Source organism: Nostoc sp. DedSLP03, assembly GCF_034530815.1.
GTDB lineage: Bacteria > Cyanobacteriota > Cyanobacteriia > Cyanobacteriales > Nostocaceae > Nostoc.
The window spans coordinates 59,377-84,023 of sequence record NZ_JAVRCK010000016.1 but is presented as its reverse complement, the minus strand read 5'-3'; the positions used below and the strand labels follow the sequence as shown (position 1 = coordinate 84,023).

Below are 24,647 nucleotides of genomic sequence, written 5' to 3'. Positions count from 1 at the left end.
AAGGCAAAATTCATTCTTTTACCTTTTATTTTTGCTCTGCATTTTCCACTGCCCCTAAAGCTTTTAGCGTTACTAACTGCGCTGCGGTTAATCCTGTAACCCCGGTGATATTCATTTTTTCATAAGGTCGTGGCGATCGCAGTGTTCTTAGGCACTCACCCGTCGATACATCCCAAAGCTTAATTGTCTCATCTTGGCTACCACTAATCAGGGTTTGACCATCGCGACTAAAAGCAACTGACTTTACCCAATTAGCCCCCTGCAAAGTTTTAAAGCACTTGCCGTTATAGACATCCCATAATTTTATCGTTTGGTCTTCACTGGCACTAGCTAAAGTCTGACCATCGGGGCTGAAGGCAACTGACCAGATTCGATTAGTATGTTCTTGCAAAGTTGTCAAGCACTTGCCCATGAAAACATCCCATAACTTCACTGTTTGGTCATCACTGCCACTAGCTAAAGTCTGACCATCTGGGCTAAAAGTAACCGATCTGATCCGATTGCTATGTCCTTCCAAAATATGGAGACATTCGCCTGTATAAATATTCCATAACCTGACTCTTTGGTTTTCACTGCCACTAGCTAAAGTTTGACCATCGGGACTAAAGGCAACCGATCTTACCCAACTGGTATGCCCTTTCAAGGTTTGGAGACATTTGCCGGTGTAAATATCCCATAATTTCACTGTTTGGTCGTCACTGCCGCTAGCTAAAATTTGACCATTTGGACTAAAAGCAACCGATCTAATTCTATTGGTATGTTCCTGCAATTTTTTCAGGCATTGCCCCGTCTGAACATCCCATAATTTAATTGTTTGCTTTTCACTGCCGCTAGCTAAAATTTCACCATCAGGACTGAAGGCAATTGACCGTACCCAACTGTTATGCCCTTCCAAAATTTTGAGAAACTGATCGTTACGGACATCCCATAATTTCACTGTTTGCTTTTCACTGCCACTAGCTAAAATTTGACCATCGGGACTGAAGGCAACTGACCTGACTCGATTGCTATGTCCCTGCAAGGTTGTCAAGGATTTACCATCCTGGACATTCCATAATTTAACTGTTTGGTTTTCGCTACCACTAGCTAAAGTTTGACCATCGGGACTGAAAGCAACTGACCTGACCCGATTGGTATGCCCCTGGAAGGTTTTCAGGCATTTACCATCACGAATATCCCATAATTTCACCGTTGGGTCGTCGCCACCGCTAGCTAAAGTTTGACCATCGGGACTAAAGGCAACCGACCAGACGCGATTGGTATGTCCCTGCAAGGTTTTCAGAGATTTACCATCACGAATATCCCATAATTTCACCGTTTGGTCGTCACTGCCAGTAGCTAAAGTTTGACCATCGGGACTAAAAGCAACCGATCTTACCCAACTGCTATGTCCCTGCAAAATTTTCAGGCATTTACCATCACGAACATCCCATAACTTCACTGTTTGCTTTTCACTGCAACTAGCCAAAGTTTGACCATCGGGACTGAAGGCAACTGACATAATTCGATTGGTATTCCCCTGCAAAGTTATCAGACATTTGCCGATGTGGACATTCCATAATTTCACTGTTTGGTCTTCACTGCCACTAGCCAAAGTTTGACCATCGGAACTAAAGGCAACCGATCTTACCCAATTGCTATGTCCGTGCAACGTTTTCAGGCATTTACCATCACGAACATCCCATAATTTCACTGTTTGGTCATCACTGCCACTAGCCAAAGTTTGACCATCGGGACTGAAAGCAACTGATTTTACCCAACTGCTATGTCCAATACAGGTAAACAGTAGCTTTCCATCGTCAACTTGCCACAAGTAAGTCTTGCCATCAGCATCACCCGTAGCTAAAAGTTTTCCATTCGGGCTAAATGCGACTGACGAAATACTAACTAATGTTTCGGCAAAAACACATTTAGCTAAATCGCTATTGGCAAAATTTACCCGATGCAAATTCACACTTTGTAAATATGCTTGCCAAATGGTCAGGTTTGAAAAATCATAGCCGCTAAAATCAGTTTGGAATTGACAAAGAATATTTAACAGATTTCCACCTGCATATCCTACTGTTTGGGGAATCTGTCGTAAAGACAATGAAATTTGATATAGATGATGTTCAAGATTTTTAGTATATCTAAAAATAGTTGATAACCTATCTATAATTGGTTTAACAATCAGGGTAATCTGAGTGTTTCTAATATAATCTTTGGCCGTCGCTTCCATTAAAGCATGGCTGATAAATAGTTTAATATTACTAGTGGTAATTTCCTTACAAACCTGTTCAATCAGTTGGTCGGTGATATATTCCATAACCACAGATTGAAGGGTGAAAAGTGCTGTTCTTTGTTCAATTAGCGATCGCCGCCGTAGAGATTCTAGCGCTTCCATCACTTCCCTTTTGGGCAAAGGACGCGCAATATCATTTAGCAATTCGTCTAGAGAAACTAACTTGCGCTTGATTGCTAGCCAATAAATTATTTCTTTTTCAATCTCTGACAACCGCTCAAATTGCTGGTCTAGTAAATTTCGAGTATCGCCAAAAATGATTTCTCCTTCAGCTAGAAAAGCAGCGATATCACCACCAAATAACTCCCGAATTGGCTCAGAAACTAGCTTTAACGCTAAAGGATTACCTGAATACTTCTCAACTAGCTTGGCCCATTCCTGTTGTGAGCCAAATAACCCTTTATCTTGGAGAATTTCTTGCCCTTCTGTTTCTCCTAAGCCAACTAATGATAATGTTCTGACTGGTGATGCTTCTCCCTCTAAAGAAGCAAATTCTTTTGGTTTTTCACGAGATGTCAGTACCAAGCAGCTTTGATGTGGTTCTTCTCCTACCCGCCTAAGTAGTTGACCATAATCTTCGTATTCTTGTCTATATTGTCCGGCGCGATCGCCTGATTGTAAAATTGTCTCTGTGTTATCAAATACCACAAGACAACGATGCTCTCGTAAATAATTAATTAGCAGCGTTACTTTCCCATCTACGCTTTCTGGCAAATTTGTTTCCTTCTCATCAGATAAAAACCCGATCAAGTTCGCCAATATCTCTGCAACAGGTGGTGCATTGCGAAGACTCCGCCAAATCAAATACTCAAAATTTTCCTGAACTTCCTTTGCCAGTTTCACAGATAAAGCAGTTTTGCCGATTCCCCCCATTCCCAATATTGCCACTAGCTGGCATTTATCCTGAATAAGCCACTGCGTTAGCCCAGACAATTCTGCAATGCGTCCTCGAAAAAAGCAGACACCAGGCGCTTCACCCCAATCTTGACGGTTTTGGGTAATGGATTTCTCAGTCTGTGAAGATGCTTGATACTCAGATTCTATAACTTGCTGTAACTTAGTGAGCTTACCTGGACCGCTACCAGTAACATTAAATTTCTTATAAACTTCACTTAATCTTTTGCGTACTGCTTCGGCACTGATTGCCAATTTTTTCGCGATCGCATTTGGCGATTGTCCCTCAACAGCATATAAAAACACTTCGATCTCGCTGTTAGACAAGCACCGTTTTTCGGCTAAAGCCAAAAGAACGTTTTCGGGAATGACACTCATACTCACACAAAGACAAATTACAAACCAATGTTATCTCACATAGTGAGATAACATTACTGCGAATACAGCATCTTCTCAACATTTCGGGGTAAACATTTGCTGCTCTGGGAATGCTTTCTTGGGCTTTGTTGTTTTTCTCTGACAAAGTGCGCGATCGCGCTAATGAGTTTAGTGTATGGCAAGGGACTGGGGACTGGGGACTGGGGATTGGGGACTGGGGACTGGGGACTGGGTGAAAAGCCTTTTTGTGTCTAAGTTTTATCGTCTGTTGATGTCCTAACCACCTTTACTGTTGCTATACCTCACCTAAACAGTGCTGAGTGCTGAGTAACGAGTGCTGAGTTTAGGAGTTAGGAGTTAAAAATTTATTATTCTCCCCCTGCTCCCCTGCTCCCCTGCTCCCCTGCTCCCTGCCCCCTGCCCCCTGCTCCCTGCCTTATCCTTACGCCAACCTACTTTGTTTGTACAACTGGCTGCACGCGCAAACCCTCTGTCTCATCAACCGTAGGAGTGGCAATGAGCGATTCATTTCCTGTCAGACCTGATGTAATTTCTATTTCAGTACCATAATCTCGCCCAACGGCAACTTTTTGATAATGTACTGTGTGGTCTTTAGTTACAGTTGCTACCTGCGTACCTCCGGCATTAACAACTAAGGCACTATCTGGCACAACAAAGGGAGGATTGGCGCGGTTAATGGAAAATCTGACATTGGCATACATCCCAGGTCGCAGCGTCGCGTCTGAATTGTGTACTTCTAATTGTGTCAGCAAAGTACGAGTAGTTGGATCTATAGCGTTGCTAGTACGCACTACTCTACCCGTAAACACTCGTTGGGGTAACTCTTTGACTGTAATTTGTGCTGTTTGTCCAGTTTGAAGTGACTGTGATAAACTTTGTGGAACACTCACATTTACCTTTAGATTGTCATAAGCAGCAATAGTATAAAGGCTGCTATTGCTAGTGTTAGTGTTGCTGGTACTGGTGTTGCCATTACCTGCTGAAATTAAAACACCTGTATTGACATTACGTGCAGTAATCACTCCGGCAAAAGGAGCAGTGACTTTCTTATAAGATTGCAAAACAGTATTACGCTGGAAGTTTGCTTGACTTGCGTAGGCATTAGCTTGTGCTGCTTTGATGTTGGCAGAGTCAGAATTAACAGTGTTTTGTGCTGCCTCAACGCTGGCGAGATTAGCTTGATATGTAGCATATTTTGTATCTGCATCTTGTTGAGGTACTGCACCTTCTTTGACAAGAAGTTGCCAGCGCTGCCAGCTTTGACGTGCTATCAATAAATTAGCGCGGGCTTGCTTCAAATCAGAAACGCTTTTAGCTAAATTAGCACGAGTTTGAGATACATTGGCTTGTGCTTGCGCTACCTCTGCCTTCGCTTGCAGAACTTGCTGATCGGTGTCTGGCGAATCAATTTCTGCCAACAACTGACCGGCTCGGACGCGATCGCCAATATCTGCATACCACTGCCGTAAATACCCAGTACTGCGAGCGTAGATGGTCGTTTGATTCAAGGCTACAACACTGCCAGGTAATTCTAATTTGGTAGCACCAGTAGCGCGACGGGGAGTGATTACGTTGACTGAGGGTACAGTGCTTGCTTCTTTGACTGCTGCTTGTAATTCTGACTTTTGGCTTAATCGGGGTAGAATACCTATCGCCAGTAAGCTACCAAAAAAAACAGCACCAATTACAGCCCAACCAATACCACCGATACCGCGCCTGTGTTTTCTAGAAGTTGTTTGTTGTTCAGAATCAGGAGATGGACGATGCTGAGAATCCATAGGTAAACTGTCCTGTATTATTTTAATTTGCAGAAATTTAGCAGCTAGAGTCATTACCATTATTAGACTTCTTGCAGAAGTACCATTCGGGTAAGGGGTAAAAAGGAAAGCAGCTTAGAAAAAACCTTTTTCCTTAAACCTTTTCCCTTTCCCCTACGGTGTATACACAAGTTTTTGACCTGCACCTTTATTGCATCGACCTGCACCTTTGTTGCATCGACTCGCACCTTTGTTGCATCGACTCGCACCTTTATTGCATCGACTCGCACCTTTGTTGCATTGACTTGCACCTTTGTTGCATTGACCTGCACCTTTATTGCATCGACCTGCAAAAATTAATCTTCCCTACGTTACGTAGTAACTTTAAAAGATTTGTGTGTACACCGTAGCTCCTAAAATATGTCTATGACTTGCCTTGAGATGATGACAACGAATATGCTGTCCGTGAATCGGAGAAATTTAAATCGTCATCATCCTCATCGATAGGACGAGGTGGTTGACGCCGCATAATGCTGTATACAACAGGTACAAAGATTAGAGTCGCGACTGTTGCAGCTGACAAACCGCCAATTACAGCGCGACCCAAGGGTGCATTCTGTTCGCCACCTTCACCAAGACCAAGAGACATTGGCACCATCCCGATCAGCATGGCTAAAGCAGTCATCAACACCGGACGCAACCTTGTATAACCTGCTGCTAGGGCTGCTTTATAAGCATTTTCTCCTTCTACACGTTGCTCATTCGCAAAAGTAATCATCAGAATACTGTTTGATGTCGCTACACCTATACTCATAATTGCACCCATTAACGAAGGGACGCTAAGAGTGGTACGGGTGACAAACAGCATCCAAACGATCCCTGCTAAAGCACTTGGCAGCGCCATCATAATAATCAGGGGATCGAGCCAAGATTGAAAGTTCACTACCATTAAGCAGTAAACCAACACAATTGCAAACACAAGTCCTAAACCAAGTCCCAAAAACGAAGAGTTCATCGTTTGCACTTGTCCGCGGACATTAATCTGACTTCCCTTAGGCAATTTTTTCTGATAATCAGCGATGATTCGATTTACATCGCCGGCAACTCCCCCCAGGTCGCGACCAGAGGCGTTAGCGTAGATATCGAAAACTGGCTGAATGTTGTAGTGATTCACAACTTGCATCACTGTGTCGCGTTTGACACTAGCTAAATTACCTAAAAGTTGGGGTGTAGTTTGACTGTTGCCAACTGGCGTATTTTTTAGGCTGTCAATAGAGTCAAGTTTATATTGAGGAACTTGTACAGCCAGGGTGTAACTCACGCCTTTTTTGGGATCGAGCCATTGGTTGATTGCAGCTTGACCGCTTGAACTTAAGGAAGTGAGAACGCTATTGGCAACATCACGCTGGGTCATACCCAATTGTTGAGCTTCGGTGCGATCGACATCAAGACGTAATTTGGGAGCATCAACAACTTGCTGGAGATGTACATCTACAGCCCCAGGAATGCGCGTCATTCGCGCGGCGATTTGTTGGGCAATTTCAAAGTTGGCTTTTGAGTTTTTCAGAGGCCCAGATATTTGCACATCAACAGCAGCAGGCAAACCGAAATTGAGAATTTGAGTCACAATATCAGCCGGCTCAAAAAAGAAGGTGTAGCTGGGAAATGTCGCTTTCAATTTCTGGCGGAGTTCTTTGACGTAAGAAAAAGTTTCACCAGATTCTTTTAGGGAGACAAGAATATCTGCATCAGCCTGTCCAATTGTCGCGCCGTTGTAGCCATAAGTAAGGTTAATGCCACTGGTGGGTAAGCCGATGTTATCCAGAATCAGAGCGAGATTATCCTTCGGTACAGTTTGGCGGATAACGCCTTCAACTTGGCTAACAATTTTTTCTGTCTCTTCCAAACGAGTACCAGGTAAGGCTCGAACATGGAGGCTAAATTGACCGCCATCGACTTCCGGGAAAAAGTCTTGACCGACGAACGGCAACAAAACTCCGGCACTGACGATAAAAGCACCAAATAGCACAAAGACTATGCGACGGTGATTTAATGCTGAGGTCAGCACACTATAATACCAACTGCGAAATTTATCAAATTGTCGGTTAAATTTTTCGTGTAGCCGCCATATCCAATCTTTCTTCACAGATTTGGCAGTTGTAGTTGCTGCCTCTTCTGTTTGGTGGTGGTTATCGCTATGACCATTATTGTTTTGGACTGGCGAATCTATATGATGGTTGTCGCGATTATCATGGATTTCGACTAGTGAATGGCTGTGGTGGTTATCGCGACCATTATTGTTTTGAACTGGCGAATCTAGATGATGGTTGTCGCTATGACCATTATGCTCCTCGTTTTCTCTATGCCAGTCCGCTTCGGATGGTAAAAGATAGCTTGCCATTGTCGGGACTACAGTCCGAGATAGCACATAAGAAGCAAGCATCCCAAATACTACCGCCATTGCTAGGGGGACAAATAGGTACTTTGCCACTCCACTGAGAAACACGACCGGCACAAAGACAATACAAATACATAATGTTGCTACAAGTGCTGGAGTAGCGATTTGCTGCGCCCCATCTAAGATTGCTCGCTTGATGGGTTTGCCTTGTCCGAGATTTCGGTGGATATTTTCAATTTCTACGGTGGCATCATCTACCAAAATACCAACAGCTAAGGACAAACCACCTAAAGTCATGATGTTGAAAGTTTGTCCCAAACGACTCATCACAATAATCGAAACCAGCATCGAGAGGGGAATCGATACGGCTACAATTAAAGTGCTGCGCCAACTTCCCAGGAAAATTAAAATCATCAACGCAGTGAGACACCCAGCAATCAATCCTTCTTTGAGAACGCCTTCGATAGAAGCTTTCACAAATATAGATTGATCGAACAAAAATGATAAATTCAGTTCTGGGGGCAAGGTGGATTGGATGCGAGGCAAAGTTTTTTTAACTCGCTCGATCACATCAATAGTTGAGGCATTGCCACTCTTCAGGATACTAAGTAAGCTCGATCGCCTGCCATTCTGACGGACAATGTTTGATTGCACACCAAAGCCATCTCTTACCTGCGCGACATCACGAATGGAAATGACAGTACCATTAACTTGCTTAATCGGCAAGTCATTGAGGGCTGCCACCACATCTGGGCTATTGTTGATTTGTACAGCGAAGTCGCGATCGCCTATTTTCATATCCCCTGCCGGCAAAACCAGGTTTTGGGCACTGACAGCATTAGTCACATCTTGGGCAGAAATGCCATTAGCCAACATCGCTTGGGGATCGATATCAACCATAATTTGCCGAGGTTTACCACCATAAGGTAGAGGTACACTCGCGCCTTGCACTGTAGCTAATTGAGTGCGGACGAAGTTGGTAGCATAGTCGAAAAGTGCTTCTTCCGGCAAGGTTTTGCTACTGACACTCATCTGAATAATCGGCACTGAAGAAGCGTTGTATTGAATGATGAATGGCGGTGTAATCCCAGGTGGCAAAGGACGGAGAATTGTTTGGCTGACAGAGGTAATTTGAGCAACTGCTGAGGCGATATTAGCGTTGGGTTGGAAAAAAACCTTGACGACGCTAACACCACTTAAAGATTGAGATTCAATGTGTTCGATGTCACCAACGGTTGTTGTCATAGCGCGTTCGCTAATGGTGACAATTCGCTGTGCCATTTCCTCAGATGTGGTTCCCGTATAAGTCCAAACTACGCTGACAACCGGAATGTTAATTGCGGGAAAAATGTCAACTGGTGTACTAAATATCGTGACTGCACCCAGGATCGCAATCATCAAAGCGGCGATCGCGAATGTATACGGAAGACGTAAAGCAATTTTGACGATCCACATAATTAGTTAGGATACTTCAAAAGTTTTTAGTGTTATGGCTGTTTTACTTATCACTCATCACTCAGCACTCTTGATTGAGGTTGGCGTTTGAGCTAATTGCAGTTGTTCTATTTGGAGTTGTTCAACTAGCCACTCAATCTCCGATTTGATGACTTCAACTGCCCGTTTTTGCACTTTCCCTTGATATAAATCATCAGTAACTTCCAGTGCTTTTTTCTCTGCAAGGCGTAACTGACATAACATCAATCGATGTTCGATTAACTGGATTCTTTCTTCAGGTAATAAATGGCTAAAGAAAAAAAATTTGATAAAGAATCGCGATCGCGCATTTACCCAGCTTTCATGAGGATATGCCAACATCTCTTGATACCAAGTGTTTTTGCCGAGGGGTGTAATCTCATATACCTTTCCACACTGCCCTCCTTCTTCTCCTTGTTCTGCACATAAAATCACTTCACCTTGTTCTTCCATGCGCTTCAGCAGAGGATAAATCGCACCATAGTTGACACAAATACTGCAACTCATAAACATGTCGAGTTGCTGTTTGAGCCGATAACCATTTAATGGCTCTCGCTGTAATAAACCTAATACTGCCAACTTCAGCATTTTGATATATCAATCTGATATGTCGATCAACAATATCAAATTGAGCTTTTTTAGCCAAGTACCCAAGGTTCAATTGTCAGGATTCTCTGTGATCCCGTAAAGCCCAAGCCGCATAAGTTACCTGTGGGCTAGTTACCAACAAGTGAGACGCCCACCTCACAATAGGTAGTTGAGTATTTTTTTATTTGAAAGTCCCTTGGTGCTAAAAGTGAGGATTCATTTGGAGACTTCAGCCGGATTTGTAGTATCTTATGCTATTTAAATAATTTTCTCTACAGTTTATCTTGACCCAGGTAACTAAGTTACTTAATTTTAATAACTTAGTCACTTTGTTACTTGACCTAACAACTAAACTAAGTTACTTTATAGTTAGCAGTAGAAACCACGGTAACTTAATAAGGTTAAGGGTGAATTAAAAGAAACTTAGTGAGTCGAAGAGAAAGGCAAAGGCTGGAACTGCAAATTCTGAAAAAGGCAATTTGTATACAAATTACCTGGAGGAATTTCAAGGGTTCAATGTGCGTAGTACACCTTCTATGCAACTACGCACATTGAACGCCTAATTTTTGATATCCAGATTGCCCTGAAAATTCATCAAAGAGCTTAATTTTTCATAATCTGCAAATATCAAGACCACCTTTATTGGTATTCCCACTCCACTCAGGAGTAGGACTTTTGTGTACCTCGACTTGGTGGGAGCAAAGCTGTGGAGAATTCGCTGTTTCTTTAGTGTGGTCGGGGGAGCGCAAACTGCTACCTAGATTCAACTTTCAAAACAGGAAAAAAACTATGAAACCCAGTCTCAAAGATAACGACAATCTGTTGTTCAGGTGGTTTTGTATAGGACTCAAATATTTTCTGCTGGGGCTGCTGGGGCTAGGAATAGCCTTTGTTGTGTCTCACACTTTTGGGGCAAATGCGATAGTTGGGATGCTTTTATCTGCAAGTTTACGATCGTGGGTTGCCAAGATAGCGATTTTCTTGGTCTGTCTATTTGCGATCGCTATGATATTCGAGTCTTGGGGTTAAAGCTCATACTGACCATAAATAGCCTTTCGCTGAGTGAAGGTCAGCCAAAGGCTTCGTAACGTAACTTTTCACTTGGAGATCGTATCATGTCTAACAACAACAACGGCTCTGGAGTAGAAACATTTTCGCCACTTTTAGTTATCTTAGTGGCAGGGTCAATTTCTTTGGCGATCGTTAACAAAGCTAATCACCCAGCATATTTTGATATCGTTAAAATAGCTATAGCCTACAGTTTTGGCTCAATCAAGTCCCAAGGAAAAAGTAAACATTCCGACGAGCGCCACGATGAGGTAGATCGAGACGAGTTGAAATAGCAGATGTAAAAGCAGTAAAAAATACCTGTTTTTTACAGATAGTCTGCCAAAGGTGAGTTGCAGATTATAATTTACTTCTAAAATAGAAGAATGCTGTCAACTCCTACTCAACTATTGCGACTGTCTCAAGGACAACTTAACTTACTAGAAGCTTGTCCGCGTAAATTTCAACATACTTATCTCGAAAAACTCAATTCTCCCTCAAATCCAGAACAAGAAGAACGGCTAACTTTGGGTAGTCGTTTTCACTTGCTAATGCAGCAGCGAGAAATGGGTTTGCCAATTGACAGTTTCCTGAAAGCAGATGCTCAACTGCAAAGCTGGATGCTAGGTTTTGCTGATGCAGCCCCAGAAATTTTAACGGCTGCATCTGATAATCAAACTTTCCGTGAAAGTGAACATTACCGGACTCTGCAAGTTCAGGATTATTTGCTCACAGTTATCTATGATTTATTGATTGCAGATAACCAACAAGCGCAAATTCTCGACTGGAAAACTTATCCTAAACCACCCAATAAACGCAAGTTAGAATCAAACTGGCAAACACGGCTTTATATGTATGTCTTGGCAGAAACTAGCGACTATTTGCCAGAAAAGATTTCTATGACTTATTGGTTTGTCCAATCTGAGGGCAAACCGCAAAATATTAAATTTAATTACAGTACTGCTCAACACGCACAAACAAAAAAGAAACTTAATCAACTATTAAGTCAGTTAACTCATTGGCTGGAAAATTATCAAAATAACCAGCAGTTTCCCCAAGTGATGGAGGGTAGCAAAAACTGTGATTATTGTCAGTTTGCTAAACGGTGCGATCGCATCCAATCTACTGAAGAAGCAGTGAAAGACTCTTTGCCAAATTTTGACAGTATTCAAGAAGTCTTACTTTGATTTGATCCGCAGGATTGTTTAGCTAAAACAAATTCCTTATATCTTTAGACTCTTGCGTAAACTCAAAAAGTAATGTAAAGTCCTTTATCTAAATCTAAAGATTTGCAAGCATTTTTATTAAAAGAGCTAGATTCGGTAAACACTCTTTTTTTTCATTCAATAACAAATTAAGCAATAATTTCTAATTTCTGCGCCCACGACAAAGCCTGTGGTGTAATAATTACGAATTACGAACTTGTACTGAGCGTAGCCGAAGTATTATCAATTACGAATTATTTTGACATTTTTTAAAATTCCTTGTCACCAAAATTTAACATAGTGCTGTTAGCTGACAAAATAAATCTTCTTAACATAGTTGAGAACCCTAAAATTCCGCAATCATCTATAAAAATAAATCACAACTTCTAAATTTATGTCAACTTTTGATGAAACTGAAGCAATTTATGTACGCGAATTAGGAATTGATGACATTGCTCCCGTTTACCACTTGGGAGAAGGGTTATTTACCAGCGATTTATATCCTTATTTATACCGCACCTGGGACGAATGGGAGGTGATTGGACTTTACAACACCGATCCAGAATACTGTCTTGTAGCTGAAACAGACGGGGAACTAGCAGGATTCGTTTTGGGAACTATCATCACCAAAGCATCTTGGACTTATGGATATATTTTATGGCTGGGAGTTAGTCCGAAGTATCAGCGTCGGGGAGTTGCAGACAAGTTGGTTGATAAAGTCGTCGCCCGGATGATTGAAGATGGGGCAAGGTTTATGCTGGTAGACACTGACCCTACGAATACTTCAGCATTAAAGTTTTTTAATCGCAAAGGTTTTGGTAATATCCGCCAGCATATTTTCTTATCGATGAATTTAAGCAAGCATGAATATTATGGCAGATTAATTGATTACGAACATCAAAAAGCTGAAAGAGCAGGTTATAGGCGATGTCTACGACGGGCTACGCCTACGCGTCCAGCAATTCGTGCCCGTAAAGCTGATAGTGTAGCAAATGAAGTCGTCCTCAATCCTCTAGTAAATGAATCTTCAATAACTGAGGATCAATCCCCAATCTAACAAAAGTTAGGAGTAGCCCTTTCAATTTGGGTAAAATTTTTAGACAAGAATTCCTCTTTTTTCCGTGTTCTCTGCGCCTCTGTAGTTCAATAAATGACTTTTAAACCGTAGACGCATAGAAAACGCAGAGAGAAAAGCATGATGGCGATTGTAAATTTTGAATTTAGAGCAAAGTGGTGTGACTTATGTGTATAGAATTTGGGCGAGAAATCTGCGGCAATCTTGACATTGCAGAATCGCGGGAGTGGTTAGTTACTAATGGTATTGGTGGTTACGCCTCTGGGACTGTGGCTGGTTTATTGACTCGCCGTTATCACGGACTATTGGTAGCAGCATTGAAACCACCTTTGGGTCGCACTTTAATGCTGACAAAACTAGATGAAACTGTCCTGTATGATACCCGCTCTTATTCTCTAGATACTAATCGTTGGGCAGATGGTATTGTCAGTCCCCACGGTTATCAACATATTGAACGTTTTTCTCTGGAAGGTACAATTCCTGTATGGCGTTTTGCTATTGCCGATGCCTTATTAGAAAAACGGGTGTGGATGCAACAAGGCGCGAACACAACTTATGTCCAATATACTTTGCGTCGTGCTACTCAATTGCTAAAATTGACCCTCAAAGCAATAGTCAACTACCGGGATTATCACAGCGATACTCAAAGTAATGGTTGGCAGATGTCTGTTGAGGAGGTGGAACAGGGTATTTGTGTAACTGCTTATCCGGGTGCTGTACCACTATATCTACTGAGTGATTCACCTAAAGGCGATGCCTACGGCGGCAAGCTACGCAGCGTTTCACGTGTTAGTGTCTCTGTTGTCCACGATTGGTATCATGGCTTTGACTTAGCAGTTGAACGCTATCGAGGATTGAGAGATAAAGAAGACCACCTCCACGCCGCCACCTTTGAAGTTACACTGAATCCTGGGGAAGCGATCGCCTTTGTAGCCAGCACAGAAAAACAACCAAATCTCAATGGTGAAGCGGCACTAAAGTTACGTCGCGCTCAAGAGCAGAAGTTAACAGGATTTTGGAAAACTAATCGACCCCTCAAAATTAAAGAATCACCTAGTTGGATCGACCACTTAGTACTAGCTGCTGACCAGTTTCTTGTCGATCGCTCATTGCCAGAAGACCCCTACGGCAAAACCATCATCGCTGGTTATCACTGGTTTAGCGACTGGGGACGCGACACCATGATTAGTCTACCTGGTTTGACAATTTCCACTGGTCGTCCAGAGGTAGCACGCTCAATTCTTCGCACCTTTGCCAGATACGTAGACCAGGGAATGTTACCTAATCGCTTTCCCGATGTAGGCGAACAACCAGAATATAATACAGTCGATGCCACTCTCTGGTACTTTGAAGCAGTCCGCGCCTATTACAGCGCTACGGACGATGATACTTTGCTTGCTGAACTTTTTCCCATACTTGCAGACATCATTAATTGGCACTGTCGCGGTACACGTTACAACATCCATCTCGATGCCGCCGATGGCTTACTTTATGCAGGCGTTGCAGGCGTACAACTGACCTGGATGGATGCCAAAGTTGACGATTGGGTAGTTACGCCCCGAATTGGCAAACCGATTGAAGTTAATGCCCTCTGGTACAATGCTCTACGGACAATGGCAAAGTTTGCCCGTCAGCTTGGTAAACCACACCAAGAATATGAAGCAATGGCAGAGCGGGCAAAGTATAGATTTTCTCGCTTCTGGAATGAAGAGACTGGTTATTGCTATGACGTTCTAGACAGTCCTGATGGCGATGATGGGTTGTTACGTCCTAACCAAATATTTGCTGTGTCATTACCAGAAAGTCCGCTCACACCTACCCAGCAGAAGGGTGTGGTGGAAGCTTGCGGGCGATCGCTGCTGACTTCTCATGGGTTGCGATCGCTTTCCCCCGATCGTTCACAATTTCAGGGTAAATACGGTGGCAATCAGTATCAACGTGATGGAGCTTACCATCAGGGAACCGTTTGGGGTTGGTTGTTGGGGCCGTTCGTCTTAGCACACCTGCGCGTCTACAAAAATCCCGAACAAGCTCGTCAATTTTTGGAACCAATGGCTAATCATCTCACTGCACGCGGTGTTGGCAGTCTCAGCGAAATTTTTGATGGTGATGCTCCGATGACTCCACGGGGATGTATTGCTCAAGCGTGGACAGTGGCAGAGGTTTTGCGTGCTTGGTTGGCGACAGCAAGTTGATACGGGAAACCGTGTCTATCTGCAAAGTCGATTTTGTCAAGAATTTTTAAGAAATTAATATCCTTCAGAAAAGGAAAGACGTAATGCTGAAGTAATCCTCAAAAGTTTATAGACACGCTTTAGTGTTAAGAGGAAAATATGCCGTCAGGAATGATGATCGAAGGCAAATGGACAACCGATAGGAATAAATCAGATCCCAATGGTAAGTTTAATGAAACGCCGACAACGTTTCGCGATCGCGTCACCGCCGATGGTTCTAGTGGGTTTAAGGCAGAAGCAGGGCGCTATCACCTCTACATTTCCTTAGCCTGTCCGTGGGCGCATCGCACTTTAATCATGCGAGAAATCAAAGGTTTGAATGATGTAATCTCAGTCTCTATCGTCGATCCGATTATGAGCGATAAGGGATGGATGTTTTCTGAAGCACCGGGAGCTATTCCTGACTGGGTAAATCACACTCAATATTTGCAAGAGGTTTATCTGAAAGCCGATCCCAAATACACAGGACGAGTTACTGTTCCGGTGTTGTGGGATAAGCAAACTCAAACGATCGTCAATAACGAATCTCGCGAAATCATGCGGATGTTTGATGTAGAGTTTGGGGAATTGGCAACACAAAAAATAGACTTATACCCACGCGACTTACAGCATCAGATTGATGAAACGATCGATGCAATTTATCTGCCAATCAATGTTGGTGTATATCGCGCTGGTTTTGCAACTTCGCAAGCAGCCTATGAAGATGCGGTAACTGAACTCTTCGAGAGTTTAGATCGATGGGAAGCCATTCTGAGCCAGCAACAGTATTTATGTGGCAATCAATTTACCGAAGCCGATATTTGTATGTTTGTTACTCTGTATCGCTTCGACTCAGTGTATTACGGTCACTTTAAATGCAATTTGCGGCGAATTATTGACTATCCAAATCTCTGGAATTATTTACTAGACCTATATCAGCGTCAGCCATTCAAAGCGACTTGCAATCTAGACTATACCAAGCGCAGCTATTACATGAGTATGACTGATATTAATCCAAATCGAATTGTGCCGAAGGGGCCGATCGTTGATTTTGACCAACAGCACGATCGCGAGCGCTTCACTAAAACGTCTCCTAGAGAAGTTATCGCTCCCTATTCATAGAAAATAAATTTAATCCAACTGGAGTAACACCATGAGCCTTGTATCAGGTATCCACCATGTTGCAATGGTGACAGCAGATATCGACCGCTTTATCGACTTCTATACTGATGTATTCGAGATGCCAGTAATCTTCCAAGAAACGACCCCAGCCTTTCGTCACGCACTTCTGCTAGCTGGATCGCAGAGCGTACTTCACGCAGCAGAGATGCCTAATAATATTCATAGTTCTGGATTGCCGGATATTTTTGCACGGGGACACATCGACCACTTAGCTTTGAATGCTCCAACAGAATCAGCATTCCAGATTATCCGCCGCAAACTCATAGATCGAGGTGTGAGTGATGGCACGATCGCCGACCTTGGCCCAGTACTTAACTTGTCATTTTCCGATCCTGATGGTATGCATATCGAAGTTTGCCTGATCGTCGATGCTTCACTTCAGGGTTTTCACCAACCGCGACCATATTTAGAGACTATCAACCAATAGGTTGAAGTTAGCATTAGTCCTTTTTGCTGTTTGTGGTTAATAAATAGTGCCGCTCTCGTCTGCTTATTTTCAACTTGCGATCGCCCGATCGCAAATTTTATTAGTATACCAGTTTTACTATCAATTATTAATTATAACTTCAGCCCTATCTTAGCTAGAAAAAGTATACTCCAGATCGCAAATTAACTGGACTAAAATACAGATATGCATAGGGTGATATTATGACAATTTTAACCCAAGAAGAAATTAGATTAGCAGAAGCCCTAACTCACAAAGCTCATTGGCGCAGATGGGGGCCATATTTAAGCGATCGCCAATGGGGAACGGTGCGCGAAGATTACAGTCACAACGGTACAGCCTGGGACTATTTTACCCACGATCAGGCTCGTTCTCGCGCCTACCGTTGGGGTGAAGATGGCATTGCTGGCATTTCTGATAATCATCAACGACTTTGTTTTGCGATCGCACTTTGGAATGGCGAAGATTCTATTCTCAAAGAAAGATTTTTTGGTCTAACTGGTAGCGAAGGAAATCATGGGGAAGATGTTAAAGAATATTATTTTTATCTAGACAATACTCCTACCCATTCTTATATGAAAGCGCTTTATAAATATCCCCATAAAGCCTTTCCTTACTCCCAATTGGTTGCAGAAAATCAACGCAGAAATCGCCAAGAGCCAGAATTTGAATTACTAGATACAGGTATATTTGATGGAAATCGTTACTTTGATGTCTTTATCGAATATGCCAAAAATGATGCTGAAGATATTCTCATCCAAATAAAAGTAATCAACCGAGGATCGGAAGCAAAAACCCTACACCTATTACCTACTCTCTGGTTTCGTAACACTTGGTGTTGGAATGGAGATACCAACAAACCGACTTTAAAACAAAGTGAATCTGGTAATGACTTTCATCTGCTTGAGGCGTTTCATCCAACTTTAGGTAAAAGGTGGCTGTATTGTCAAGAAGCAAACGAAATTATCTTTACAGAAAACGAAACAAATTATCAGCGATTGTTTGGCTATTCTAATTCGTCTGCCTATGTCAAAGATGGCATTAATGATTACATTATTCATGGTAAAAAAGAGGCAATAAATCAAAATAAAGTTGGTACTAAAGCATCTGCCGATTATTTGTTAACAGTTGGTGCAGGTGAAACTAAAATCGTTAAATTGCGATTGAGTGATGTACAGAATTTAGTTGAGCCATTTGGCAAAGAATTCGATATAATCTTTTGGAAACGACAACAGGAAGCAAATAAATTTTACCAGCGCGTTACACCATTTCCTCTCAGTGAAGATATGCGAAATGTGCAACGACAAGCATTTGCTGGAATGTTGTGGAGTAAACAATATTATCACTATGTTGTAGAGGATTGGTTGAAAGGCGATCGCAATACACCAGCACCACCTCCAGAACGCCAACAAGGGAGAAATCGGGAATGGTTTCATCTCTACAATAAAGATATTCTTTCTATGCCCGATAAGTGGGAATATCCTTGGTTTGCAGCTTGGGATTTGGCATTTCATACTATTCCTTTGGCAATGATTGACCCTGATTTTGCTAAGTATCAGTTGGATGTTTTAACACGGGAATGGTATATGCATCCCAATGGGCAAATTCCTGCTTATGAATGGGCTTTTGGTGACGTTAATCCACCTGTTCACGCTTGGACAACTTGGCGAATTTACAAGATTGAACAGAAGATTTACGGACGAACAGATAGACAGTTTTTAGAAAGGGTATTTCAAAAGCTAATGCTCAATTTTACCTGGTGGGTAAATCGCAAAGATACTCAGGGTAACAACGTCTTTCAAGGGGGATTTCTCGGTTTAGATAATATTGGCGTATTTGACCGCAGCGCAGCTTTACCTACTGGCGGACATATTGACCAATCTGATGGTACTAGTTGGATGGGAATGTATTGTTTAAATATGTTAGCGATCGCTTTAGAATTAGCCAAGACTAATCCTGTTTACGAAGACATTGCCACCAAGTTCTTTGAGCATTTTCTTTACATTGCCGATGCTATGAATAACATTGGCGAAATAGAAGCCAGTTTGTGGAATGATTCCGATGGTTTTTATTATGATGTGCTGCATTTACCCGAACGACAAATTACCTTAAAAGTTAGATCAATGGTAGGTTTAATTCCTCTATTTGCCATTGAAACTATTGAACCAGAAACTTTAAAATTGCTTCCTGGTTTTAAAAAGCGATTAGAATGGTTCATCCAAAACCGTCCTGATTTGCGGCAAAATGTGGCTTGTATGGAAACAAAAGGAGTGGGTGCGAGGAGATTACTGGCGATCGTTTCCAGAGATAAGCTCAGAAGTATTCTGCAAAAAATGCTGGATGAAAGCGAGTTTTTTGGCCCTTATGGCATTCGGGCACTTTCGAGATTTCATGCTGAAAATCCTTATATTTTTGATGTTAATGGTTCGCAATTTCGAGTTGATTATGAACCGGCTGAATCTAGTAGTGGTTTATTTGGTGGTAACTCTAACTGGCGCGGTCCCGTTTGGTTTCCGGTAAATTTCATCCTAATTGAATCTCTGCAAAAGTTTCATTATTATCTAGGAGACGATTTCAAAGTGGAATGTCCAACAGGTTCTGGTCAAATGATGACACTTTGGGAAATTGCATCAGAATTATCTCAACGGTTAACCAGAATTTTCTTGCAAAATTCCTCTAGTAAACGTCCTGTTTATGGTGGAATGCAAAAGTTTCAAAACGATCCACACTGGCAAAATCTAATTTTATTCTATGAGTATTTTCATGGTGATAACGGAGCCGGAATTGGCGCTAGTCATCAAACTGGCTGGACAGGTTTAGTTGCCAAATTAATCCAGCAATTTGGTGAATATGAAGCACAGCATCAAGAACCAGAAATAGAGAAGGATAAAATAAGGTAAGGACATCTAAACCCACTCCTACCTCATCCTCATTCAAAAGACTTGTTATTTGCCTTTATTCTTTCTGGTTAAATAGCAAAATTTACTTTTAATATCTGCGTTCAGTCAAGCTAGAAATATAAAAAATAGTATTACAAATTTTAAGGTAATTCTCAGCATAAATTAATTTAATTACTAGTAAATGCATTTATACTATTAAATAATAATTCGCGGATTTGAGAGAGCGATGAAATAAAAATATTTAGCAATCTTTTGGTAATAGCTGTACTTTTCCCTGTAGGTATGCTACAGAAGTAAGTTAAAATTAGCTATAACTAAAGATGTAACAGTTAACAGCAAGTTCACATTTAGCAGTTTGATTTTATTTTTTAAGATTTATTAAACACCTAAAATGCAACCGGAACAGTGAAGCAAATCATAAAAGTTAGGATAAATATAGATCCATTTTCCTTGCAGTCACGCCTCACGGTTGGTATTGCATCATTTTCAGCTTTAGTATTAGGTAGCCTCGCTACATGGACTAGTTGGAAAATGCAGCAAATTTTAGTTGATAGTCATAAATATAATATAGAACAGATTGCCAAGCGTTTACCGCAAGATGTGCAAATTTATAGTGAAATGATGCAACCTGAAACTGGGTTGCAAAAGGCTATTAATAATTTGGCAAATACCAATATATTATTATGGTTAAAAAGTCCCGATAATAAAATTTTAGCAAAATCTACCACTTTAGATTTATTATCTGATAATACGGTAGCTGAATTAATGACTCTGACTAAGATGCCGATTAAACCACAAGTTTACAAAGTGAACCAAAGCTATTTTGTTTTATGTGGTAGTACTGTAAAAGTGCAGGGTAAATTACTGGGTGAGTTATTTGTAGTCAAGGATATTACCCGCGAACAGAAAATGTTTGTCGTAATGGTGCAGAGTTTAAGTATTACTAGTGCTTTGGCAATTATTGTTTTAACTGCTGCGATCGCATTTTATATTAAGCGTTCTCTGCAACCTCTACGCCAGCTAAATCAAATGACTTCTGTGATTTCTGCTGAAGATTTAGGACAAGCACAGCTATATCTTGGTAATGCACCCAGTGAAGTTAAAGAATTAGCTCAAACTTTAACCATGCTGTTATCGCGCCTTTCCCAATCATGGGAACAAGAGCGAGAATTTGTGAGTAATGTTTCTCATGAATTACGCACACCTTTAACGATTGTACATGGTTATTTACAAAGCGTCTTGCGAAGGCAGAATAACTTAACCCAAACTCAACAAGAAGCTTTAGAAACTGCGGCATCGGAAGCTGAACGCACTATCCGCCTGCTACAAGATTTACTTGATTTAGCACGTGCGGATAGCGGTTACTTATATTTTCAAATGAAATATTATGTGCTGAATGACTTAGTTGAAGAAGTTGTGATGATGGCAAAAAAATATAGCGATCGCCCAATTACAATCGAATCAAAAATTTATCCAATTGAGATCAAAGCAGATTATAGTCGCTTTAAACAAGTGTTACTAAATTTAATTGATAATGCCATTAAGTATTCTGATGCTGACACACCGATAATTTTTAAGTTAGATCGGCTTTCAGAGCGAGCTATTATTCAAGTTTGTGACAAAGGTTATGGCATTCCTTTGCAACAGCAAGCACGAATATTTGAGAGATTTTATCGTGTAGATGAATCTCGCTCTCATAATACTGGGGGTTGTGGTTTGGGCTTATCGATTGTTAAGACACTTGTAGAAGGTATGGGAGGTAGTGTCAGTGTGGAATCAAAGTTAAGAGAAGGGAGTATGTTTACAATCAGTTTACCTATATATATATGACAGCACATATACTTTTGGTGGAAGATGAAGTCAAACTGGCGCGATTTGTCGAATTAGAACTTAATAGCGAAGGATACCGAGTAAGTGTTGCCCATGATGGCATTGCAGGCTTGACTCTGGCGCGAGACTCCTCACCAGATTTAGCGATTCTAGATTGGATGCTTCCAGGGTTGACGGGTTTGGAAATTTGTCGGCGTTTGCGAACAACAGGTAGTACAGTACCAGTGATTTTGTTGACAGCAAAAGATGAAGTTAGCGATCGCGTCGCCGGATTAGATGCAGGAGCCGATGATTATGTAGTTAAGCCCTTTAGCATTGAGGAACTATTAGCTAGAATTCGCGCTCATCTCCGGCGCACGCAAGAAACAGACGAGGATTTGTTGCAATTTGAAGATTTAAGCTTAAATCGGCGCACTCGTGAAGTATTTCGGGAAAAACGAAGCATTCAGTTAACAGCAAAAGAATTTGACTTATTAGAATATCTCCTTTCACATCCTCGTCAAGTATTTACTAGAGATCAAATTTTAGAAAAAGTTTGGGGTTACGATTTCATGGGTGATTCTAATATTATTGAAGTATATATTCGTTATTTGCGACTCAAGTTAGAAGAAAATAATGAAAGACGTTTGATTCATACAGTCCGTGGTGTAGGCTATGCACTACGGGAGTAATCGTAATGACTTGGTGATTTCAAGAAAAGCAACATATTCAAGATAAAAGAAAATTATGAAGAAAAAATGGGCTGTTAAACGACTGACAGTAAATCTCACAACCGAGGAAATGAAGAAACTTGAACAATACTGTACTCTCACAGGAAGACCAGCAACAGATGTAATTCGAGAATTGCTCCGAAGTCTTGAGGTTGACAATGCTGAAAACTCTGAGATGGGAACAGCAGACTCAAAAATCACTGTTGGCAGTTCGTTAAAATCACACTAACTATCGACTCGAATATAGCAGACTTCTCACAGAAGTGGGGTAAAGGGGAAAGGATGAAATTTTCCCTTTCCCTTTAACCTTTAACCTTTCTCCAACCGAAAAGCAAAATTTACTTTTGCAAGATATCTAGCGTTTCCTAATCAGAATCAGCTACAGCTTAACCTCACCCCCAACCTCTTGAGAAAAAGAGGGGCTGGGGGTGAGGTTTTGATATGTACTTTATGCACCTGGGAACTTCTATATCCCGCCAAATTAAGGCTTTTACGCCTTTTGCCTTTCCTATGTTTTAACAAGCATCGATTATGGGCATCATAATCCCAGTCCGAATACATCAGCTAGCAGCCAGAAAACTATTTGGCAGCAAGTTTTGCATTTACAAATATAGTATCAACCGATGGTATCTATTTTTAGACCTTATCTCTTTGTTTACCGATATAGTTTGTACGCTGTATTTCTTTTGGGATGCCTACAGATTCAATTGGGAGTAATCTGTAGCGTCGGTATTTGGATATTATCAGAAGCTAAATTACAAGCAGCGCAAGTACATCAGACTTGGAAATCACCTTTAGGATTGACTGAGCAAGTCACCACAGTAAATCCTGAGTCAGCACAATACTCAAAACCACTCCCCTATCGATTAAAATCAGCACCTATTTTGTTGGCGGCACCGGAAAACTTCAATCCTGATTTGCGATTACCACCACCGCTACCCGAACCACCGCAGCAGAATTCTAGTCCGCCATCGCTACCCGAACCACCGCAGCAGAATTCTAGTCCGCCATCGCTACCCGAACCACCGCAGCAGAATTCTAGCCCACCAACAACTGCCACCGAAGCAAAAACGCCGGATGCAGTTCTGGAAAGTATTGATACAGACTATCACTATGAGACAGACAACTTTGGCCAAACAAATTTTTTCCTCGAACCAACAGCTCAGTTTCGATTGAGAAATGGCAATAAAATATTTTTCAAGACAGGTTTTAACTTCTTTGAGCAACGCGGTGTTGAATCAATTACCAATTTTCCTTTGCAAGTTGGATGGCAAGGAAAAATTGGACAAATGACTCTACGAACAGCAGCAGGAGTCGATGTGTTCAATCGTTTACCCACAGCGATCAATCTCAATGTTAAAGTGGATGCTCCCATTTCGCCGCCGCGAGTTTCGTCATCAGGTCGATTGCTATCGGTAGTAATAATATCAGGTAATTTAGAACAAGGGCCTTATAAATCTAATGCTCGAACTTTAGACAATCAAATTACTGCTTGGCGATTTGGGCCTGATTTATACTGGCAGATTGACCGTGACACCAGCTTATTTTCGTCATTGCGTTTGGGTAGTTACAACGATGGTAATTCCGACGTGCAATCTTTTAGTAGGTTAGAGCGCAAGTTCGGACAATTTTCTTTGGCAGCTAACTTATTCACTTGGAGTTACGATCGCGATTTAGAACGCACAAGCGGTTATTTTTCTCCACCAGATTTCCTAGTTTACAACGGTGAGGTAGCTTGGGAGGGAGATATTGCAAAATTCTTACGCTGTCGCCTCGCTGCCAATTTAGGACGGCAGCGACTTAAAGGAGAATTTGACAACGCCAATACCTATCAAACGCGCTGTACGGTAAAACTATCGCCCAGTATAGAAGCAGACTTGGGCTATAGCTTTAGTAATGTCCGCAATCAAGAAACCGGTGGAAGCGGCTACGGTGGTAATTCCTTCACAGGACAGTTGCGGGTCAAGTTTTAACGAAAAAGAATTCAGGAGTCAGGAGTCAGGAGTCAGAATTCAGAATGAATATAGAATCAAGCGCGCTATATATTTTTGATTTTTTGATTTTTGGAAAATTATCAACGGGAGCATCCATTTTCGGCGGATTTACTTTTTTAGATGAACCATATAGTAGGGTTTTCGGAGTATCAAAATTATGTTTCTTCCAAAAGTGGATGCTCCCTTATCAACTTTGACTATCAAATAATTCTTAATTTTAACTTCTAACTTCTAACTCCTGGATTCTGAATTCATC

General features: G+C 41.6%; 17 protein-coding genes. 12 read left to right on the top strand and 5 right to left on the bottom strand.

Features of this window, described 5'->3' with window-relative positions; all coding sequences use genetic code 11:
- Positions 1 to 25: 25 nt before the first annotated feature.
- The 5 genes from RM368_RS10425 to RM368_RS10405 form a co-directional block, all read right to left on the bottom strand.
- Positions 26 to 3,553: an NB-ARC domain-containing protein gene (locus tag RM368_RS10425; RefSeq protein ID WP_322694003.1), complete on the bottom strand. Its 3,528-nt coding sequence runs from the start codon at positions 3,551 to 3,553 to the stop codon at positions 26 to 28.
- Positions 3,554 to 4,005: 452 nt separating this feature from the next.
- Entirely contained in the window at positions 4,006 to 5,352 is a 1,347-nt protein-coding gene (locus RM368_RS10420) for an efflux RND transporter periplasmic adaptor subunit (protein WP_322694002.1), read from the bottom strand.
- Between the two features lie 62 nt (positions 5,353 to 5,414).
- Positions 5,415 to 5,684 carry a hypothetical protein gene (locus RM368_RS10415; protein ID WP_322694001.1) on the bottom strand — a complete coding sequence of 90 codons (270 nt, stop codon included), beginning with the start codon at positions 5,682 to 5,684 and terminating at the stop codon, positions 5,415 to 5,417.
- A gap of 71 nt (positions 5,685 to 5,755) precedes the next feature.
- Positions 5,756 to 9,184, bottom strand: coding sequence for an efflux RND transporter permease subunit (locus RM368_RS10410; protein ID WP_322694000.1), 3,429 nt, complete (start codon positions 9,182 to 9,184; stop codon positions 5,756 to 5,758).
- Between the two features lie 57 nt (positions 9,185 to 9,241).
- The gene (locus RM368_RS10405) at positions 9,242 to 9,790 is read right to left on the bottom strand and encodes a PadR family transcriptional regulator (protein WP_322693999.1); all 549 of its coding nucleotides are present in this window, start codon (positions 9,788 to 9,790) and stop codon (positions 9,242 to 9,244) included.
- Between the two features lie 789 nt (positions 9,791 to 10,579).
- Between RM368_RS10405 and RM368_RS10400 the strand changes: the two genes are divergently transcribed.
- The 12 genes from RM368_RS10400 (at position 10,580) to RM368_RS10345 (ending at position 24,370) form a co-directional block, all read left to right on the top strand.
- Positions 10,580 to 10,819: a hypothetical protein gene (locus RM368_RS10400; protein ID WP_322693998.1), complete on the top strand. Its 240-nt coding sequence runs from the start codon at positions 10,580 to 10,582 to the stop codon at positions 10,817 to 10,819.
- A gap of 86 nt (positions 10,820 to 10,905) precedes the next feature.
- The gene (locus RM368_RS10395; protein WP_322693997.1) at positions 10,906 to 11,133 is read left to right on the top strand and encodes a hypothetical protein; all 228 of its coding nucleotides are present in this window, start codon (positions 10,906 to 10,908) and stop codon (positions 11,131 to 11,133) included.
- 90 nt (positions 11,134 to 11,223) lie between these two features.
- Positions 11,224 to 12,024 carry a PD-(D/E)XK nuclease family protein gene (locus tag RM368_RS10390; protein ID WP_322693996.1) on the top strand — a complete coding sequence of 267 codons (801 nt, stop codon included), beginning with the start codon at positions 11,224 to 11,226 and terminating at the stop codon, positions 12,022 to 12,024.
- A gap of 412 nt (positions 12,025 to 12,436) precedes the next feature.
- Positions 12,437 to 13,099, top strand: a complete 663-nt coding sequence (locus tag RM368_RS10385; RefSeq protein WP_322693995.1) for a GNAT family N-acetyltransferase — start codon at positions 12,437 to 12,439, stop codon at positions 13,097 to 13,099.
- A gap of 185 nt (positions 13,100 to 13,284) precedes the next feature.
- The gene (locus tag RM368_RS10380) at positions 13,285 to 15,312 is read left to right on the top strand and encodes an amylo-alpha-1,6-glucosidase (protein ID WP_322693994.1); all 2,028 of its coding nucleotides are present in this window, start codon (positions 13,285 to 13,287) and stop codon (positions 15,310 to 15,312) included.
- A gap of 138 nt (positions 15,313 to 15,450) precedes the next feature.
- Entirely contained in the window at positions 15,451 to 16,452 is a 1,002-nt protein-coding gene (locus RM368_RS10375; protein WP_322693993.1) for a glutathione S-transferase family protein, read from the top strand.
- Positions 16,453 to 16,483: 31 nt separating this feature from the next.
- Positions 16,484 to 16,939 carry a VOC family protein gene (locus tag RM368_RS10370; RefSeq protein ID WP_322693992.1) on the top strand — a complete coding sequence of 152 codons (456 nt, stop codon included), beginning with the start codon at positions 16,484 to 16,486 and terminating at the stop codon, positions 16,937 to 16,939.
- A 221-nt stretch (positions 16,940 to 17,160) separates the two neighbouring features.
- Positions 17,161 to 19,857: an MGH1-like glycoside hydrolase domain-containing protein gene (locus tag RM368_RS10365; RefSeq protein WP_322693991.1), complete on the top strand. Its 2,697-nt coding sequence runs from the start codon at positions 17,161 to 17,163 to the stop codon at positions 19,855 to 19,857.
- A gap of 405 nt (positions 19,858 to 20,262) precedes the next feature.
- Positions 20,263 to 21,687: a sensor histidine kinase gene (locus RM368_RS10360; RefSeq protein WP_322693990.1), complete on the top strand. Its 1,425-nt coding sequence runs from the start codon at positions 20,263 to 20,265 to the stop codon at positions 21,685 to 21,687.
- Positions 21,684 to 22,358: a response regulator transcription factor gene (locus tag RM368_RS10355; protein WP_322686757.1), complete on the top strand. Its 675-nt coding sequence runs from the start codon at positions 21,684 to 21,686 to the stop codon at positions 22,356 to 22,358. Before RM368_RS10360 ends, RM368_RS10355 begins: the two co-directional genes overlap by 4 nt.
- Positions 22,359 to 22,413: 55 nt before the next feature.
- Complete coding sequence (locus RM368_RS10350) at positions 22,414 to 22,626, top strand: CopG family transcriptional regulator (protein WP_322693989.1); 213 nt, start codon at positions 22,414 to 22,416, stop codon at positions 22,624 to 22,626.
- 394 nt (positions 22,627 to 23,020) lie between these two features.
- Positions 23,021 to 24,370, top strand: a complete 1,350-nt coding sequence (locus RM368_RS10345; protein ID WP_322693988.1) for a hypothetical protein — start codon at positions 23,021 to 23,023, stop codon at positions 24,368 to 24,370.
- The last annotated feature ends 277 nt before the right edge of the window (positions 24,371 to 24,647 follow it).

Excerpts from the sequence above, each read along its gene's own strand:
- RM368_RS10405 (WP_322693999.1), bottom strand. The coding sequence starts at position 9,790 with ATGCTGAAGTTGGCAGTATTAGGTTTATTACAGCGAGAGCCATTAAAT.
- RM368_RS10390 (WP_322693996.1), top strand. The coding sequence starts at position 11,224 with ATGCTGTCAACTCCTACTCAACTATTGCGACTGTCTCAAGGACAACTT.
- RM368_RS10355 (WP_322686757.1), top strand. The coding sequence starts at position 21,684 with ATGACAGCACATATACTTTTGGTGGAAGATGAAGTCAAACTGGCGCGA.
- RM368_RS10385 (WP_322693995.1), top strand. The coding sequence starts at position 12,437 with ATGTCAACTTTTGATGAAACTGAAGCAATTTATGTACGCGAATTAGGA.
- RM368_RS10425 (WP_322694003.1), bottom strand. The coding sequence starts at position 3,553 with ATGAGTGTCATTCCCGAAAACGTTCTTTTGGCTTTAGCCGAAAAACGG.
- RM368_RS10365 (WP_322693991.1), top strand. The coding sequence starts at position 17,161 with ATGACAATTTTAACCCAAGAAGAAATTAGATTAGCAGAAGCCCTAACT.
- RM368_RS10400 (WP_322693998.1), top strand. The coding sequence starts at position 10,580 with ATGAAACCCAGTCTCAAAGATAACGACAATCTGTTGTTCAGGTGGTTT.
- RM368_RS10395 (WP_322693997.1), top strand. The coding sequence starts at position 10,906 with ATGTCTAACAACAACAACGGCTCTGGAGTAGAAACATTTTCGCCACTT.
- RM368_RS10375 (WP_322693993.1), top strand. The coding sequence starts at position 15,451 with ATGCCGTCAGGAATGATGATCGAAGGCAAATGGACAACCGATAGGAAT.
- RM368_RS10345 (WP_322693988.1), top strand. The coding sequence starts at position 23,021 with ATGGTATCTATTTTTAGACCTTATCTCTTTGTTTACCGATATAGTTTG.
- RM368_RS10380 (WP_322693994.1), top strand. The coding sequence starts at position 13,285 with ATGTGTATAGAATTTGGGCGAGAAATCTGCGGCAATCTTGACATTGCA.
- RM368_RS10410 (WP_322694000.1), bottom strand. The coding sequence starts at position 9,184 with ATGTGGATCGTCAAAATTGCTTTACGTCTTCCGTATACATTCGCGATC.
- RM368_RS10420 (WP_322694002.1), bottom strand. The coding sequence starts at position 5,352 with ATGGATTCTCAGCATCGTCCATCTCCTGATTCTGAACAACAAACAACT.
- RM368_RS10350 (WP_322693989.1), top strand. The coding sequence starts at position 22,414 with ATGAAGAAAAAATGGGCTGTTAAACGACTGACAGTAAATCTCACAACC.
- RM368_RS10370 (WP_322693992.1), top strand. The coding sequence starts at position 16,484 with ATGAGCCTTGTATCAGGTATCCACCATGTTGCAATGGTGACAGCAGAT.